Source organism: Sphingobium sp. DN12 (assembly GCF_051058005.1).
Taxonomy (GTDB): Bacteria; Pseudomonadota; Alphaproteobacteria; order Sphingomonadales; family Sphingomonadaceae; genus Sphingobium; species Sphingobium yanoikuyae.
In genome coordinates, this window is the sequence record NZ_CP173719.1 from 64,875 (window position 1) to 82,325 (window position 17,451).

A 17,451-nucleotide genomic window follows, 5' to 3' on the forward strand; every position below is an offset into this window, starting at 1 on the left:
CATGTCAGAGATTGACACCCTTGCATGCTAAGGAACAGGGTAGCGCCTGTCGAGGTGATTCCCTCGTGGGTGGCGTTGGGCAATCAAGGGGGCCAAGTGAGGACGATCGGGAACACCATCCTGTTTTCAGCGACCGACCTGATGCGGTTCGTCGGCTGCGCGCATGCGACAGCGCTCGACCTTGCCTATATGCGCGGCGAGCCGCTCACTCCCCGGGAAGATACCGAGGATGCCGCGCTGCTTCAGAAACAAGGCGATGCCCATGAGGCCGCCCATTTGGAGAAGCTGAAAGACGCGGGCAACGGGGTCGTCGAGATTGCGCGCGGCGACCTTGCACAGAATGCGGACGAGACGCGAGCGGCCTTGGCACAAGGCTCGCAGATTATCTTCCAAGGAGCTTTTCTGGCCGAGCGCTGGGGTGGCTGGTCCGATTTTCTTGAGCGGGTCGAGCGACCATCATTGCTGGGGCCGTTCAGTTATGAAGTGACCGACACTAAGCTCAAGCGCAAAGCCCATCCCAAGCATGTGCTGCAGCTCGTGCTCTATTCCGACCTTTTGGCAGAGATCCAGGGCGTGATGCCGGAACATGCCCATGTGCAGCTCGGCAATGGGACGCGCGCGATGCTGCGTTTGGCCGACTATGCCCATTATGCGCGCGGTGCGCGGGCTAAGCTTGAGGCCTTTGTTGTTTCCCCTGTTCCAACGCGGCCGACCCCATGCGCGGATTGTTCGCTGTGCCGATGGGCCGACCATTGCGACGCCGTCCTCGCGAGCCAGGACAGCCTGTTCCAGATCGCCAATATTACACGCGGCCAAGTGAAGAAGTTGGAGGCATCCGGCATCGAAACCATGGCCGCGCTGGCTCGGCATGACGGCCCGGTGCGCGGCGTTGCGAGTGCGACGGCGGAGAAGCTTGTCGGCCAGGCCAGACTGCAGCACGCGCGCAAAACCGGCGAACCCGCCTTCGAGTTGCGTCCGGCACAGCCAGGCAAAGGCTTTGACCTGCTCCCTCGGCCGCAGGCGGGCGATCTCTTCTACGACATCGAGGGCGACCCCCATTATGAGGGAGGCCTTGAATATCTGCACGGCGTGTGGGCCGATGATAGTTTCCATGCCTTCTGGGCTCATGACCATGCGGCCGAAGCGCAAGCGCTCGAACGGTTGCTTGCGTTTTTTCGTAATCGCCTCACGGCTTATCCGCAGGCCCGCATCTATCATTATGCACCCTATGAGATCACCGCGCTGCGGCGTCTCACCACGCGCTATGGTATCGGCGAGGCCTTTCTCGACCGCCTCATGCGCGAACGCCGCTTTGTTGACCTCTATGCGGTCGTGCGCGGCGCACTCATTGCTTCCGAACCGAGCTACTCCATTAAGGCGCTGGAAGCCTTTTATGGTTTGAGGCGTGAGGGCGAGGTTAAAACGGCGGGCGGGTCGGTCGTTGCTTATGAAAATTGGCGCGAGACGGGCGATCAACAAATCCTCGACGAAATCGAGGACTATAATCGGGTCGACTGCCAGTCGACCCAGCTTCTGCGCGATTGGCTAGTGGGCATCCGGCCCGATGGTGCCTGGCCCGTGCTTGCACAAGACGCGGCCGAGCAGGAGGTGGTCGAGGACGAGGAAACGACGGCGCTGCGCGATCGCTTGGCCGCATCCTCTTTGACTCCAGAGCGTCAGGAATTGCTGTTCAATCTGGGGCTGTTCCACAAGCGTGAAGCCAAGCCTGCTCAGTGGACCGTTTTCGACAGCGCGGCGCGCGATGAGGAAGAGCTTGTCGATGATCTCGACGCCTTGGCGGGACTCGAGGCGATATCCGGAATCGAACCCATCAAGCGCTCGGTGATGCGCACCTATCGCTTTCCGTCTCAGGAAACCAAATTGCGCGAAGGCGGCAAGGCCACTGTGCCCGGGATTGACGGACCGCCGTCAACCGTTGCGATTGAGGCGCTGGATCGCGATGCGTGCACGATCACCTTGAAGGTCGGCGTGGCAAGGGCCGAACTCCTCACCGATCGGCTGACCCTGCATCCGGATTGGCCGCTCGATACCAAGGTGTTGGCCGCAGCGGTGCGCGACGTCATCGAGGATCAATGCGGGCCGCGGCGCTTGTCTGCCGTCGATGATCTGCTGTCGGGCGCCGCCCCGCGCCTGAACGGCATCGACGGCGATATCCTCTCCGGCGGGGAACCGGTGGCGGGCACCATTGCCGCGGCGCACGCCATGGACCAGACGTTGCTCCCGATCCAGGGACCGCCGGGAACGGGCAAGACGCACGTCACGGCCCGGGTGATCCTGGCGCTGGTCAGAGCGGGACATCGGGTCGCGGTCGCCTCGAACAGCCATGAAGCGATCCGCAATGTCCTGCTCGGCTGCCTGCGTGCTAGCGAGGAAGAAGGTGGCACCTTTCCCGTCTCGTTTGCCCACAAGGTTTCCGGCGGCGATGATGGCTATGCCAGCGATTGTCCCGTTCACCGCGCCACGACCAATGATGACCTGATCCTCGCCCGCGCCAATGTGGTCGGCGGCACGGCCTTCTTCTTCGCGCGCGATGAGAATGTGCAGGGCTTCGATTGGTTGTTTGTCGATGAGGCGGGGCAAGTGGGCCTCGCCAACATGGTCGCCATGGGTCGTGCCGCGCGCAATATCGTGCTGGTCGGCGATCCGCGTCAGTTGCCTCAGGTCATTCAGGGCGCGCATCCTGCGCCTGCCAACCTGTCATGCCTGGAATGGATGCTGGGCGAGCATGCCACGGTGCCTGCCGATCGGGGCATATTCCTTGCCGAGACCCGGCGGATGCATCCGGCGGTTTGCGACTTCATCTCCGACCAGGTCTACGAGGGACGCCTTGCCAGCCATAGCGATACCAAGCGCCAGAGCGTTACCGGAACGGCCTGGCCTACGGCCGGCGCCTTCTGGGTGCCGGTCGTCCACGAAGGCAATGCCCAGATTGCCGCTGAGGAAGTTGCGGCGATCGGTGCTGCGGTCGAAGATTTGCTGAAGGGTAGCTGGACCGACAAGAACGGCGCCACGCGCCCTATCGCCCCCGGCGACATCATCGTCGTCGCCCCCTATAATGCACAGGTCAACGCGCTGCGGGCAGGGCTGCCGAGCAGCATCCGCGTCGGCACGGTCGACAAGTTCCAGGGCCAGGAAGCCCCTATATGCCTGGTCTCCATGACGGCTTCCTCGGCCGACGAGACCGCCCGCGGCATGGAGTTTCTCTTCTCGCTCAACCGCATCAATGTCGCGGTTTCACGCGCCAAAGCGCTCGCGCTTGTATTTGGTAGCGACCGCTTGCGCGAGGCCAACTGCAGCAGCATCGAGCAGATGCGGCTCGTCAACACGCTCTGTGCCCTTCCTCCATTTTCTGCGCCTCTCAGTACGGGATCTTGATCCATGCGTTTCCTCCACACCGCTGACTGGCAGCTCGGCAAACCCTTCGGCCGGTTCGAGCCCGAGGTGCGCGCGGCGCTTGGCGAAGCGCGCTTCGACGCCATCGACCGGATCGGCGAGGTCGCTGCCGCCAACCAGGTGGAACATGTGATTGTCGCAGGCGACATCTTCGATACCGAGGGTCCCGAAGATAGGGTCATCGTGCAGGCAGTCTCGCGCATGCAGCGCTATCCCTGCCGCTGGTGGCTGCTCCCGGGTAATCACGACTATGCCCGCAACGGCGGACTGTGGGACCGCGTCCGTCACAAAGCCTCGGACAATATCATCCTGCTCACCGAGCCCGTCGCGCAGGAGATGGAAGCAGGGCTCTGGCTGCTTCCTGCGCCGCTCCTCCACCGCCACCATCTCGACGATCCGACCGAGTTGTTCGACAGCATGGAAACGCCAGGCGCGAAGCTGCGGATCGGCCTTGCTCATGGTTCGATCCGCGATTTTACCGCGCGCGGCGAGACCAAGAACCAGATCGCGCCGGATCGCGCGAAGCGGTCCGGTCTCGACTATCTGGCGCTCGGCGATTGGCATGGCGCGCTCAAGGTCGATCCGCGCACCTGGTATGCCGGAACCCCCGAAACCGATGGTTTTCAGCGCGATGAGCCGGGCCATGCCCTGATGATCGAGCTTGCGCCGGGAGTGGAGCCAAAGGTGGAACCCGTGCGCACCGGCCGTTTTCAATGGCTGCTCAGGGATTGGACCTTGCAGGACACGGCCGCCTTTTCGGCGGAATGCGACGTGCTGCTCTCGGCTATCGATCCTGCGGCAACGCTGCTGCGCCTTTCGCTTGCAGGCATCACGAGCCTTGCCGACCGTGTCGAGATCCTGTCGCGGCTCGAAGATGACCTGCGGCATCGCCTCCGTTTCCTGGATGTCCGGGCGGACGATCTTGTCGGCCGGCCGGGCGAGCAGGACTTGGCGGATCTCAAGGTCGAGGGATTGCTCGGCATAGCGGCTGAGAAACTCACCGAGACAATCGCAGCCGGCGGGACTGAAGCCATTTTGGCGCGGCGCGCGATGGAGCGGCTCTTTGTCGAATATCATCGGGGGAGCCAAGCATGAGCCTCCAGCTGCGACGGATCAGCCTCAACAATTTTCGCAAGTTCCGCGAGCCCCTGACGATCGAAGGGCTGGGCGAGGGGCTCAACATCATCATCGAGCCCAACGAGAGTGGGAAATCCACGATCCTTGAGGCCCTGCGTGCGGCTTTCTTCGTCCGCCATGCCACGAAGAATCAGCTCGCCCAAAGCTTTGCGCCTTATGGCGAGGCGGTCGCGCCAGAAATCGAAGTCAGTTTCGATATTGGCAACGACAGCTGGAAAATCGCCAAGCGCTTTCTCAAAGGCCCCCAGGTCGAAGTCACGGGGCCGCAGGGCCGGGCGCAGGGCGAGGAGGCTGAAAATCGGCTGCAGGCGCTTCTAGGGTTCGTCAAGGATAGCAGCCAGCGCGGTGACCCGGCCACCTATGGCGCGCTCGGTCTGCTTTGGGTTCCGCAGGCGCAGGCGCTCGAAGTGACGGCGCCCGGCAGCATCGTGCGCAGCAGCATCCAGGCGACGCTGGAGGCAGAGGTCGGGACGATCGTCGGCGGCGCTGCCTATGAGCGCGTCCGAAAGCGGATCAATGAGCAATATGACATTTACTGGACGCCAACTGGCAAGGCCCAGTCGAAGGGACGCTGGCAAGCGGCGCGGGATCGTGACCAGCAGGCGCGGCAAACCGCTGCAGACGCGACCACGCGGCTCGATGCGCTCGAAAAGAGCTTCGGCGAGCTGGAAACCGTGCGCGGCCGACTGAAAGTGATCGAGCGGGAGCTGGCGGACGAGACCGAGCAAGAACAGCGCGCCAGTCTTGTTCAGTCTCTGGAGATCGCCAGGGCTGCTGCGCAGATCCTGGAGACCCGCAAAGCCGAGCATGAGAATTTCTCTGCAAACCTCGATCGTCTGGACGATCTGCAATCGCAGCATGAGGCGGCGAAGGAAGCGCTGACGGCCGCTGGCAAATCTTTGGCCGCAATCACCGCCGATCGGGAGCAGCTTGCAGATCAGCTGGAAGCGGGACGCACAAAGGTGGCTGAGGCAAAGGCAGCGCTCGACAAGGCGCGAGATGATCGCGCCACAGCCCGTCAGGCGCTTGTGGAAGGGGACGCACGTCTCGCTAGGCGGCAGCGCCACGCGGCGATCACCAATGCACGCCAGCGGCACACCGAACTCCTCGATCTAGAAAAGCAACTGGCCAATGCGCGCCATCAGGCCGCACACGTCATTCCGGCTGAGGCGTTCGCTCGCCTGGAGGCCAATGATCGTTCTGTCGCGGAAGCGCGGGCCGCCGTCAATGCCGGCGCTACCACTATCGAGCTTACGGGCGACGCTACGGGCATCACCATAGGCGGCGAGCCCCTGACACCAAATAGCCCGCGCACCTTGACCGGTGAGACCCAGATTGCCTTGGGCGGGGGTATCCTCGTCATCCGTCCGCCGGCAACGGCAGCCAGTGCGGAAGCCCGCCTCACCGAATTGCTCGAGCGACAGGAACTGGAACTAGCCGAATGGGACGTGGCCGACCTCGCTGCGGCGCGGACGCGAAACGATACTGCTCGCGACGCGCAGGGGACCGTCCAACTGCTCGAAACTAAGATCACCGGCCTCACGCCGGCGCAGCCGATGTTGCATCTCGCGGCAGGCCCTGATGCTCTCAAGCTGTTCGTCGCCGGTGTTCCAGCGGAATCGCCGGCGTCCGATGAAGACGAGATCTCGATCGATCAGCTCACCCGCAGCCTGGAAGAGGCGGAAACTGCCGCGGTGCGCGCTGAAACCCTGCACGACCAAGCCGTTCAGGACCTACGAGAAATAGAGGATAAGGACCGCCCGCTTGCCGCCGCGCAAGCGGGCGCGGAGCGCGATCGGACCCATGCCTCGGATCGCATCGCTCAGCTCGAAGGAAAGCCCGATTTTGCCGGGCTTGCCGACGCCATCGCCAAAGCCCGGGAGGATGTTGCCCAGGCCGCTGTCAAGCTGGCCGAAGCGAAGCGCGACGCCACCGCACATGATGTGCAGGCCATCAACCGCAAGATCGAAACGATCGATAGCCGGGCAAGGGCTGGTCAAACCCGGCGGAGCGACCTCGAAAAGGATATCGCCCGCCTTGAGGCGATCATTGAGAGCGAGGGTGGCAAAGGTCTGGCGAGCCTAGCCGCAGCTGCAGCCGAGGAAGCCGATGCCGCGACACAGGCGCTGGCTCGGCTCGACGAAGAGGCGGCCACAGTCAAAATGCTCAAGGATGTGCTGGACGAGGCGCGTGCCGAGGCATCCAGAACCTTTGTTGGCCCTGTGGCCCAACGCGCTCGCGTTCATGTCGAGCGCCTTTTTCCCGGCGCCGACCTCAGCTTCGATGAAGAACTCGGTCTGGCCTCGGTCACGCGATCCGGCCTGAGCGAAGCCTGCGGAACGCTCTCAAAGGGGACGCAGGAGCAGCTGGCGGTCCTCACCCGCCTCGCCTTTGCCGACATGCTGCTGGAGCAGGGCATGCCAGTTTCGCTGATCCTCGACGACCCACTGGTCTACTCCGACGACGGCCGGCTCGATCTGATGACCGAGATCCTGGAGGAAGCCTCTCAGCGTATGCAGGTAATTTTGCTTACCTGCCGGGACCGGGCATTCCGGCATTTGTCCGCAAACCGCGTGCAGCTTTGAAAAGCCGTGGCGCTCCGCAAGAACTGAAGACGATTTCCACACTGCGGCCGCGAGTGTCTACGAGCGAACTCCCGCGAAGTAACCCTGCGCACCCGCCTGATTTGAAAGCGTAACCTGCGAACTCAAAAATCGCCGGCTAACCAGCTTTGTGATTGCTCCCGCAGCATGCACCCCCTAAGCTGATCCAACAATAAACTGGTCCCATTCGGATTCGGTTGGGGGCGGCTTCGTGGATGACAGTTCAAATCTCAGGTGGGGCGTGGAGCACAAGCTCCAGTTCATCGAGTTCCGCCTGTTCTGGGAGGGCCACGTCAACCGGAGCGACCTGATCGACAAGTTCGGCGTATCCCAGAACCAGGCGTCGGGCGACCTCAACCGCTATATCGCACTCGCCCCGGAAAACATGGTCTATGATAAGAGCGGCAAGACCTATGTTCGCGGGGCAGTCTTCACTCCGCTTTTCCTGAAGCCCGATGCGACCCAATATCTGTCGCAGGTCCGCTCCGTAGCGGAAGGGATTGTTGCCCGGGAGGACGCATGGATCGGCAACCTCCCGGCCTTCGACGCGACCCCGGCCCCGGCACGCGGAATTGATCCGGCTGTCCTGCGCTCGCTCATCATCGCCATCCGGCGCCACGAAGCCATCGAGATTTTCTATCAGTCGATGTCGTCCCCCGATCCGGAGTGGCGCTGGATTGCGCCGCATGCCTTGGCCTTCGATGGGTTCAGGTGGCACGCACGGTCTTTCTGCGAGAAGAGCGGAGAATATCGCGATTTCGTGATTTCCCGGATTGTCGAAGCGCGCCAGACCCGACCGGCCGGCCAGCAGGCAACATCGGACATTGCCTGGCAGCAGGTGCTGGAACTTGAGGTCGGACCTCACCCGGAACTCAGCGCCAACCAAAGGCGGGTTATCGAGCTTGATTACGGGATGCAGGACGGGCGGGTGACAATCCCGGTGCGCCGCTCCCTCCTTTACTACGCCCTAAAACGCCTCGGTCTGGATACCGACCCCGCCGCACGCAATCCACAGGATCAGCAGATTGTCCTGCTCAACCGGGAAGCGATCTATGCAGATCATTGACAACAATTCTCACCTTTGGGGCGACGATCTCAAGCAGTCGCTGGCTCGGGGTGCGCGCGTAAAGATCGCCGCCTCCTGCTTTTCGATCTATGCTTTCGAGGCGCTCAAGTCTGAGCTTTCCAGGGTCGAGAGCCTCCAGTTCATTTTCACCGCGCCCACCTTCACCCCGAACGGGGCGACTGACCGCCTGACCAAGGAACGCCGGGAGTTCTTCATTCCGAAGGCGCGGAGAGAGAACGGCCTTTACGGGACTGAGTTCGAGATTCAGCTCCGCAACAAGCTGACCCAGCGCGCAGTGGCCCGTGAATGCGCTGACTGGATTCGCAAGAAGGCCAAATTCCGATCCAACGGGACAAAGGCGCCAATGCAGCAGTTCATGCATGTGGGGGCCGCTGAGGGCGAAACCGCTTACATGCCGATCAGCGGCTTCACCGCGGTCGACCTGGGTTACCAGAAGGGCGATGCCGTCTCGAATTTCGTCACGCGGTTCGATGATCCGAGCCACGCACAGATATATCTGCAGCTGTTCGATCAGATCTGGTCGGACCCGGAGAGGTTGCAGGACGTCACGGCCGCCATCTGCGACCACATCGAGTCTGTGTATCAGGAGAATGCGCCGGAACGCATCTACTTCATGATGCTCTACAATATCTTCCGCGACTTCCTCGAGGAGGTCGACGAAGATGTCCTGCCAAACGACCTGACCGGCTACCGGGACAGCGTGGTCTGGAACAAGCTGTTCAATTACCAGAAGGATGCGGCCACCGGCATCATCAACAAGCTGGAGACCTATAACGGCTGCATTCTGGCCGACTCCGTGGGGCTAGGTAAAACCTTCACCGCGCTGGCGGTGGTCAAATATTATGAGCTGCGCAATCGATCCGTCCTGGTGCTTTGTCCCAAGAAACTCGCGGACAACTGGCGCAACTACAACAGCAATCTGACCACCAACATTTTTGCGAAGGACCGGTTCAACTACGACGTCCTGTGCCATACCGACCTATCCCGAACCCGAGGAGAGTCCTTTGGCATCCCGCTGAACCGGGTGAACTGGGGCAATTACGATCTGGTCGTCATCGACGAGTCCCATAATTTCCGAAACAATGACATCTTCAAAGACCGGGAGACCCGATATCAAAAGCTGATGAACAAGGTCATCCGTGCCGGCGTGAAGACCAAGGTTCTGATGCTGTCGGCAACGCCTGTGAACAACCGCTTCACGGACCTGCGCAACCAGCTGGCGCTGGCATATGAAGGACAGTCCGAGGCACTTGCCAAAAACCTCAAGACCGAAACCAGCATAGAGGAAATCTTCCGGCGCGCCCAGAAGACGTTCAACGAATGGACGGCCCTGCCGCCTGAAGATCGCACCGCGGCCTCGATCCTGAAGGCGCTCGATTTCGATTTCTTCGAACTGCTCGATTCCGTGACCATCGCCCGGTCCCGCAAGCACATCGAGACCTTCTACGACACGAAGGACATCGGCAAATTCCCGCAGCGCTGCAAGCCGCTCTCCTATCATTGTCCGATCACCCAACGCCCGGACGTAATGGGGCTGAACGACATCTTCGCGCAGCTGTCAGTGCTGAAGCTCGCGGTCTACGCGCCGATCAGTTACATCCTGCCGAGCCGGCTGCGGAAGTACGAGGACATCTACGACACGCAGGTCGAAGGCGGCCGCGGCAAGCTGCGCCAGGCCGACCGAGAGCGCAGCCTTCAGGCGCTGATGACAACCAATCTGTTGAAGCGTCTCGAAAGCTCGGTCGCGGCGTTCCGGCTGACGCTTCGTTCGCTTGGTACCAATATTTCGCGCACGCTCGATGCCATCGCCGAGTTCGAGCGAACCGGGCGCGGCGGAAGCATCAGCGACCACATCGAAGAAATCAGCGATTTCGACTCCGAAGATGAAGACCTGGGCGGTCTCGACGAGTTTACCGTCGGCAAGAAGGTGCAGATCAGCCTTGGCGACATGGATCTGCCCTCATGGAAGCATGACCTGTCCGCAGACCTTGTGCTGATCGAGGCTCTAATCGCCTCAATGGATCTGGTCGCACCAGCCGATGATGCCAAGCTCCAGCACCTGCTCTCTCTGCTCCGGCAAAAGATCGATGCACCACTCAATCCCCGCAACCGGAAGGTCATCATCTTCACGGCCTTCGCCGACACGGCCAACTACCTGTACGATAACCTGGCGGCCTTCGCGCAGCAGCTGGGGCTGCATGTTGGCAAGGTCACTGGGTCGGACGCGCCCAAGACCACACTCAAGAAAACCTATGATTTTCAGAGCGTGCTGACACTGTTTTCGCCGCGCTCGAAGGAGAAGGCAAACGTCCTTCCCAACGAGCCCGGCGAGCTGGACATTCTGATCGGCACGGATTGTATCTCGGAAGGCCAAAACCTCCAGGACTGCGATTTCCTGGTGAACTACGACATCCACTGGAACCCGGTCCGGATCATCCAGCGTTTCGGTCGGATCGACCGCATCGGTTCCCCAAACAGCCAGATTCAGCTGGTAAACTACTGGCCTGACATCACGCTCGACGAGTACATCAACCTGAAGGAACGCGTCGAAAACCGGATGGTGATCGCTGACGTGACCGCAACTGGTGACGACAACGTGCTCACCGCCAAGTCGAGCGACATCGCCTATCGCAAGGAGCAGCTCAAGCGCCTGCAGGACGAGGTGATCGAGCTCGAGGATGTGAAGGCCGGCATCTCGATCACCGACCTTGGCCTCAATGATTTCCGCATGGACCTGCTCAATTACGTCAAGGAGCATGGTGAGCTCGAAAACGTGCCTTTCGGCATGCATGCCATCGTTCCGGCCCAGCCGGAGCTTGGATTGGAGCCCGGCGTTATCTTCGCGTTGAAAAACATCCATGACAGCGTGAACGTGAACCAGCAGAACCGGCTCCACCCGTTCTACCTGGTCTATATCGGTGACGATGGCGAAATCGTCGCCGACCATACCGAGGTCAAGCGCCTGCTCGATCTGATCCGCACCAGCTGCAAAGGGCAGATAGAGCCGATCCGGGAGGTTTGCCGGGTCTTCAACGAGCGGACCGATGATGGGCGCCAGATGGGGCGCTATTCCGACCTACTCTCAAGCGCGATCCGCTCCATGATCGAGGTGAAGGAAGAAAAGGACATCGACAGCCTTTTCAGCGGCGGGCGAACCACGGCGCTCACCCACACCATCAAGGGGTTGGACGATTTCGAGCTGATCGCCTTCCTGGTCATTGAGGGGGGATTATGATCCTCTACGAATGGCCCCGGGCCGCGGCGTTCGGGCGCGTGATCCCCAAGAACAAGATCTACGAACACGCCAGTGCCAACACCGCGCTGAAGGACCTCTTCGTGCGCGAGGTGGATCAGATCATCTGGTCCCACAAGCTGGCCCCCGAGACAGTCAATTTGGCGGCCACGAAGCAGGTGGCCGAGATTCAGATTTTCCGCATCACAGCGCGGACGGCAACGCTGGACCGTGATGTGCTGCGCGCCATCGACAAGGCCATCCCGTTCCCGCTGATTTTCGAGCTGGTCCACGGCAACCGCGTCAAGCTGGTCGCCGCCTACAAGCGTCCTAACGAGGCGGACAGCTCGCGCTGGGTGGTGGGCGACTATTTTGAGGGTGACTGGCTACTCGAGGATGTCTCCCGAGCGCCCCTGCCAGTGGCGTTAAACCTCGGGGCGCTTTATGAGCGGCTTCTAAGCCCGTTGGTGGAGAGACAGACGGCCCGCTTGATCCTTGGTTCAGGCGAACCCACGCTGGTGGTACCCGTTGCGCCGACCTCGCAAGTTGAACCTGTCTCGTTAGAGACGCGCATCGCGCAGGCAGAGGCTCTCAAAGCCAAAACCCGAGAGGTCGATCGGATCAAGGGGCGGCTGGCGCGCGAGAAGCAATTCAACAAGCGCGTGGCTATCAACGCCGAGCTGCGCGCAGCTAAACAGGAATTGGACCAGCTGACGGCGGGCACCGCCGGCACTGCTGCTACGAATTACCAAGAGGACGACCATGGATAAGCTGAAGATGCATAGCCCCGACCTGAGCCAGGAGAATATCGCGAAGATCCGCGACGTGTTCCCGGGCTGCGTCACCGAGGCGCGCGACGAGGCGACGGGGGTGGTGCGCCTGGCGGTGGACTTTGATCAGATGCGTCAGGAGTTGAGCGACCATATCGTGGAAGGCCCGCAGGAGCGGTATCGGCTGGACTGGCCGGGGAAGCGGGAAGCGTTGGCGCTTGCGAACGCGCCGATTGCAAAGACATTGCGTCCCTGCCGTGAGGAAAGCGTGGATTTCGACACCACGCAAAACTTGTTCATTGAGGGCGACAATCTTGAATCTCTCAAAATTCTCCAAGAAAATTATCTTGGAAAAGCAAAGATGATATACATCGATCCGCCATATAACACAGGCGGAGACTTCATATATCACGACGACTTCACGGAAAGCTTTAACGATTTCCTGCAGCGTTCCAATCAGACCGACGAAAGTGGAAATCGTTTAGTCGCCAACCCGGAGGCCAATGGCCGCTTTCATTCTGACTGGCTAAGCATGTTCTATGCCCGAGCAAAGCTTGCAAAGAACCTACTCGCAAGTGATGGTGCCTTTTTTACGTCAATTGACGACAATGAAGTCCATAGCTGTCGCGCTGTTCTGGATGAGATATTTGGCACCGAGAATTTCGTGAACTGTATTGCCGTTAAGATGAGCGAAGCCTCGGGCGTAAAAATGTCGCACATCACCGCCCGCCTTCCCAAGCTCAAAGAGTATCTCCTTTTCTATCGGAAGTCTCCATCGCTCAAGGTCCAGCCCGTCACAATTCCTGCGCAAACATGGAACGAGGAGTACAAAGATTTCCTTGATGACCTATCGAAGCAAGCGGTCGATCAGATCAAGGAAGTGCTGGAGAAGGACCATCCAACAGAAGAAGACGTTAAGCTCATAGACAGCCTACTGGCGCCAGCTAAGATTATTTCGGCCAAGCAAGCCCACAAAAAATATGCGCTGGGGCACGATTTTGAAGAGTGGCGTCAAGAGAATTCTTGGCGCATTATCCAAGCAGTTGGTTCTGGGTCAGTAAAGAATCTTGCCCTTCAACGCGGAGATCTGCCGCCGCAGGAGGTCTTGACCGTTCTAAGCTCGTCTGGGAAGCTCTACCTGTTCAAAAGAAATTTCAACCAAGAGACGAAGTCACCAAGAATACAGATTCTTTTTGCAGATCAAAACATCGATCAAAAGGCTGGTGATTTTTGGTCTGACATTAAAACGACGGGTGGCGTTGGGGCAGAAGGCGGCATTATTTTTCCAAATGGAAAAAAGCCGCTCAAACTGCTTCGACGTATCCTTGATCTCTGCACGGCAGCAAAAGAAGATCACCTTGTCATAGACTTTTTCGCAGGCTCATCCTCAACTGCTCATGCAGTCCTTGAAGCCAATGCGGCTGATGGCGGAAACAGGAAGTTCCTGATGGTTCAATTGCCGGAGGCAACGGATCTCCAACCAGAGCATAGAACCGATGGCTTGAGTACCATTGCTGAAGTCTCAAAAGAGCGCATCCGCCGCGCTGGCAAAAAAATCCGGGAAGGCCAATGCCACCCCGACTGGAACCGCGATGTTGGCTTTCGGGTGTTCAAGGTGGACACATCGAACATGAAGGACGTCTACTACCGCCCGGACGAGCTGAAGCAGTCCGACCTGCTCGATATGGTCGACAATGTGAAGGAAGACCGCACGTCCGAAGACCTGCTGTTTCAGGTGCTGGTCGACTGGGGCGTTGACCTCACGCTGCCGATCCGCCGTGAGACGGTCCAGGGCAAGACCGTGTTTTTCGTCGACGACAACGCCCTTGTCGCCTGTTTTGATCGTGGTGTGACCGAGGAACTGGTGAAGGAGCTGGCGAAGCGTGAGCCTTTGCGTGTCGTCTTCCGCGACAACGGCTTTGTCTCGGATGCGGTGAAGATCAACGTCGAGCAGATCTTCCGCCAGCTTTCACCGTCAACCGACGTCAAAGCAATCTGAGGCTGAATCCATGAAGCTAAAATTCAAGGTCCAGCCCTATCAGACCAATGCTGTTGAAGCGGTGGTCGATTGTTTCGCTGGTCAACCGAAGGTCGATGGTTTGACCTACCGCATCGACCCTGGCCAAAAGGCACAGGCAGCCGCTTTCGAGGAAGGGTTCAAGAACGCCGATTTCGCGCTGAGCGAAGCCCAGATCCTGGAGAACATCCAGGCTGTTCAGCGCCGCCAGAATCTTCCCGTCGCGCAGCGACTGGACGAGTTCATGGTGCTGGACCGGAACAATCAACGCGTGGCCGCACCGGCGACCTATCGTCGCGATGCTCTGGCCGCGACCCGCGTTCACCTTGACGTCGAGATGGAGACTGGCACCGGCAAGACCTACTGCTACATCAAGACCATCTTCGAGATGAACAAGCGCTACGGCTGGTCGAAGTTCATCATCATGGTGCCGTCGATCGCCATCCGCGAAGGCGTTTACAAGTCCCTGCAGATTACCGCCGATCACTTCACGGAAAGCTACGGCAAGAAGGCGCGGTTCTTCATCTACAACTCCAAGCGCCTGCACGAGCTGGAAAGTTTTTCCTCCGACGCCGGTATCAACGTCATGGTGATCAACATCCAGGCGTTTGCCGCACGGGGTGCAGACAACCGCCGCATCTATGAAGAGTTGGACGACTTCCAGTCGCGCAAACCCATAGGCGTCATCGCGTCCAACCGGCCGATCCTGATCTTGGACGAGCCGCAGAAGATGGAAGGTGCGGCAACGATGGAAGCGTTGCCGAAGTTCAAGCCGCTGATGATCCTGCGCTACTCCGCTACGCACAAGACCCAGCATAACCGCATTCACCGGCTGGACGCACTCGACGCCTACAACCAGAAGCTGGTGAAGAAGATCGCCGTGCGCGGCATCCAGACCCGCGGGCTCGCCGGCACCAATGCCTACCTCTATCTCGAAGGCATCGACATCTCGAAAAAGGCTCCGGTTGCCCGGATCGAGCTCGAGGTGAAACTGAAGTCCGGCGAGATCAAGCGCCAGATTCGGCGGCTTGAATTCCGTGACGACCTGTTCGTCAAGTCAGGCGATCTGGATCAGTATCGCGGCTTCACGATCAGTCAGATCGATTACAACACCGACACGGTCGAGTTCACAAACGGCATCGTGCTGAATGCAGGCGAAGCCAACGGCGATGTGTCTGAGCGCGATATCCGCCGCATCCAGATCCGCGAGACGATCAAGGCCCACCTCGACAAGGAAAAGCAGCTGTTTGCGCAGGGGATAAAGGTCCTATCGCTGTTCTTCATCGACGAGGTGGTGCGCTATCGCGACTACAGCCAGCCGGACGAGCAAGGCGAATACGCGCGAATCTTCGAGGAGGAATATGAACTTCTGAAGACCGAATTTCTCTCCGAACTGGCGATCGATAACGAAGCTTACCGAGCTTACCTCGCGGGCATAGACGGGGCTAAAACTCATAGCGGCTATTTCTCGATCGACAAGAAAACCAATCGCCTCAAGGATCCGGCGGTAGGTGCCCGTGCGGTCGATTCCGACGATGTCGATGCCTACGATCTGATCCTGAAGGACAAGGAAAGCTTGTTGGCGTTTGCTAGCCCCAAGGACAGTTCTGAAGACCGCGCCAAGCGGATGGTTAGGTTCATCTTCTCCCACTCGGCCCTTCGCGAAGGGTGGGACAATCCGAATGTCTTTGTCATGTGCATGCTGAAGCACAGCGACAACACCATCTCGCGCCGCCAGGAAGTGGGGCGCGGACTTCGGCTGAGCGTCGATCAGCACGGGGACCGCATGGATCACCCGGCCGTGGTCCACGACATCAACGTTCTCACCGTGGTCGCGAGCGAGAGCTACAAGGATTTCGTCGCTGGCCTGCAAAAGGAAATCGCCGATACCCTGTCCTCGCGACCGCGCCAAGCGACCGAGCAGTACTTCACCGGCAAGACGATGGTCACTGGCCAGGGGCCTGTCGAGGTCACCAGTGCGATGGCCAAACAAATCTACCGCTATCTGGTGAAGAATGACTACACCGACGATGCCGATCAGATTGCAGGTGCCTACCACAACGCCAAGACTGCCGGAACGCTGGCGGAGTTGCCCGATGAGCTGAAACCTTACGCGGATCAGGTGTTCCAGCTGATCGAAAGCGTTTTCAGCGATGCCCAGCTGCCCAAGGTAGGTGATGGACGCAAGCCCAAGACCAACCCGCTCAATACGAACTTCGACAAGAAGGAGTTTCAGGAGCTGTGGGCACGGATCAATCGCAAGGCGGTCTATCGGGTCGAATTTGACTCGGCGGAACTGATCAGGAAATGCGTCAGCGCCCTCAACAGCCAGCTGCGCGTCACACCCCTGCAATACACCATTCAGGAGGGCCTCCAGGATGACGGCTTGCGGGATGACCAGCTGCGCGCTGGCGATGGCTTCACGATCACGAACACGACGACCGAACAAGGCGGTTCGATCCATTCTGTGGTAAAATATGACCTAGTCGGCAAAGTTGCCGAAGGTGCACAACTGACGCGAGATACGACCGCAGTCATCTTTGGTCAGACCGAGGCGGCGGTATTCGGGCAGTTCAAAATAAACCCCGAACACTTCATTTCCGAAGCCTCGCGGATCATCGCCGAACAGAAGGCCGCCATGGTAATCGAGCGTCTGGCCTACGATGAGGTCGATGAGCGATACGACGTCGACATCTTCACGGCCAACCAGACCGGTCAGGATTTCTCACGCGCCTCGGCGAAGCTCAAGAACCATGTCTACGACTACGCGATCACGGATTCGGACGTAGAAAGGGAATTCGTCAAAGAACTGGACACGAGCAGCGAGGTCGTCGTCTACGCCAAGCTGCCACGCGGGTTTCTGATCCCCACTCCGGTCGGGGATTATAACCCTGACTGGGCGATATCGTTCAAGGCTGGCAGCGTCAGGCACATCTACTTCGTGGCTGAAACGAAGGGGACGATGTCCTCGATGAAGCTGCGGGAGATCGAGAAGACGAAGATCGAGTGCGCCCGGAAATTCTTCGATGAAATCGGCCAGCAGTTCTCCGAGGATCGCGTAAAATATGACGTGGTCACGGACTACGGAAAACTGATGGAAATCGTTGGCGTAAATTGAACCTCGAGGGGCTGGCGATCATTTTCGTGCCGCCAGTCCCACACAACGTCACACCGCATTTAACATAAGATGT

The 17,451-nt window shown here is 59.5% G+C and carries 8 protein-coding genes; all 8 read left to right on the plus strand.

Features of this window, described 5'->3' with window-relative positions; translation table 11 throughout:
• The first annotated feature begins 96 nt into the window (after positions 1–96).
• A complete protein-coding gene (locus ACI6S0_RS25510; RefSeq protein ID WP_313326556.1) occupies positions 97–3,396 on the plus strand; it encodes a TM0106 family RecB-like putative nuclease in 3,300 nt (1,099 codons plus the stop codon).
• 3 nt (positions 3,397–3,399) lie between these two features.
• Complete coding sequence (locus ACI6S0_RS25515; RefSeq protein ID WP_313326557.1) at positions 3,400–4,509, plus strand: metallophosphoesterase family protein; 1,110 nt, start codon at positions 3,400–3,402, stop codon at positions 4,507–4,509.
• Positions 4,506–7,136: an AAA family ATPase gene (locus tag ACI6S0_RS25520; protein WP_313326558.1), complete on the plus strand. Its 2,631-nt coding sequence runs from the start codon at positions 4,506–4,508 to the stop codon at positions 7,134–7,136. The genes ACI6S0_RS25515 and ACI6S0_RS25520 overlap by 4 nt, the downstream gene beginning before the upstream one ends.
• A 259-nt stretch (positions 7,137–7,395) precedes the next feature.
• Positions 7,396–8,220, plus strand: coding sequence for a WYL domain-containing protein (locus ACI6S0_RS25525; RefSeq protein WP_313326560.1), 825 nt, complete (start codon positions 7,396–7,398; stop codon positions 8,218–8,220).
• Entirely contained in the window at positions 8,207–11,476 is a 3,270-nt protein-coding gene (locus ACI6S0_RS25530; protein WP_434406023.1) for a helicase-related protein, read from the plus strand. Before ACI6S0_RS25525 ends, ACI6S0_RS25530 begins: the two co-directional genes overlap by 14 nt.
• Positions 11,473–12,243, plus strand: coding sequence for a DUF4391 domain-containing protein (locus tag ACI6S0_RS25535; protein ID WP_313326562.1), 771 nt, complete (start codon positions 11,473–11,475; stop codon positions 12,241–12,243). Before ACI6S0_RS25530 ends, ACI6S0_RS25535 begins: the two co-directional genes overlap by 4 nt.
• Complete coding sequence (locus ACI6S0_RS25540; protein ID WP_313326563.1) at positions 12,236–14,242, plus strand: site-specific DNA-methyltransferase; 2,007 nt, start codon at positions 12,236–12,238, stop codon at positions 14,240–14,242. Before ACI6S0_RS25535 ends, ACI6S0_RS25540 begins: the two co-directional genes overlap by 8 nt.
• A gap of 10 nt (positions 14,243–14,252) precedes the next feature.
• Complete coding sequence (locus ACI6S0_RS25545; RefSeq protein ID WP_313326564.1) at positions 14,253–17,378, plus strand: type III restriction-modification system endonuclease; 3,126 nt, start codon at positions 14,253–14,255, stop codon at positions 17,376–17,378.
• Positions 17,379–17,451 lie beyond the last annotated feature (73 nt).

Coding starts and splice junctions, on each gene's coding strand:
- ACI6S0_RS25530 (WP_434406023.1), top strand. CDS start 8,207: ATGCAGATCATTGACAACAATTCTCACCTTTGGGGCGACGATCTCAAG.
- ACI6S0_RS25535 (WP_313326562.1), top strand. CDS start 11,473: ATGATCCTCTACGAATGGCCCCGGGCCGCGGCGTTCGGGCGCGTGATC.
- ACI6S0_RS25515 (WP_313326557.1), top strand. CDS start 3,400: ATGCGTTTCCTCCACACCGCTGACTGGCAGCTCGGCAAACCCTTCGGC.
- ACI6S0_RS25545 (WP_313326564.1), top strand. CDS start 14,253: ATGAAGCTAAAATTCAAGGTCCAGCCCTATCAGACCAATGCTGTTGAA.
- ACI6S0_RS25540 (WP_313326563.1), top strand. CDS start 12,236: ATGGATAAGCTGAAGATGCATAGCCCCGACCTGAGCCAGGAGAATATC.
- ACI6S0_RS25520 (WP_313326558.1), top strand. CDS start 4,506: ATGAGCCTCCAGCTGCGACGGATCAGCCTCAACAATTTTCGCAAGTTC.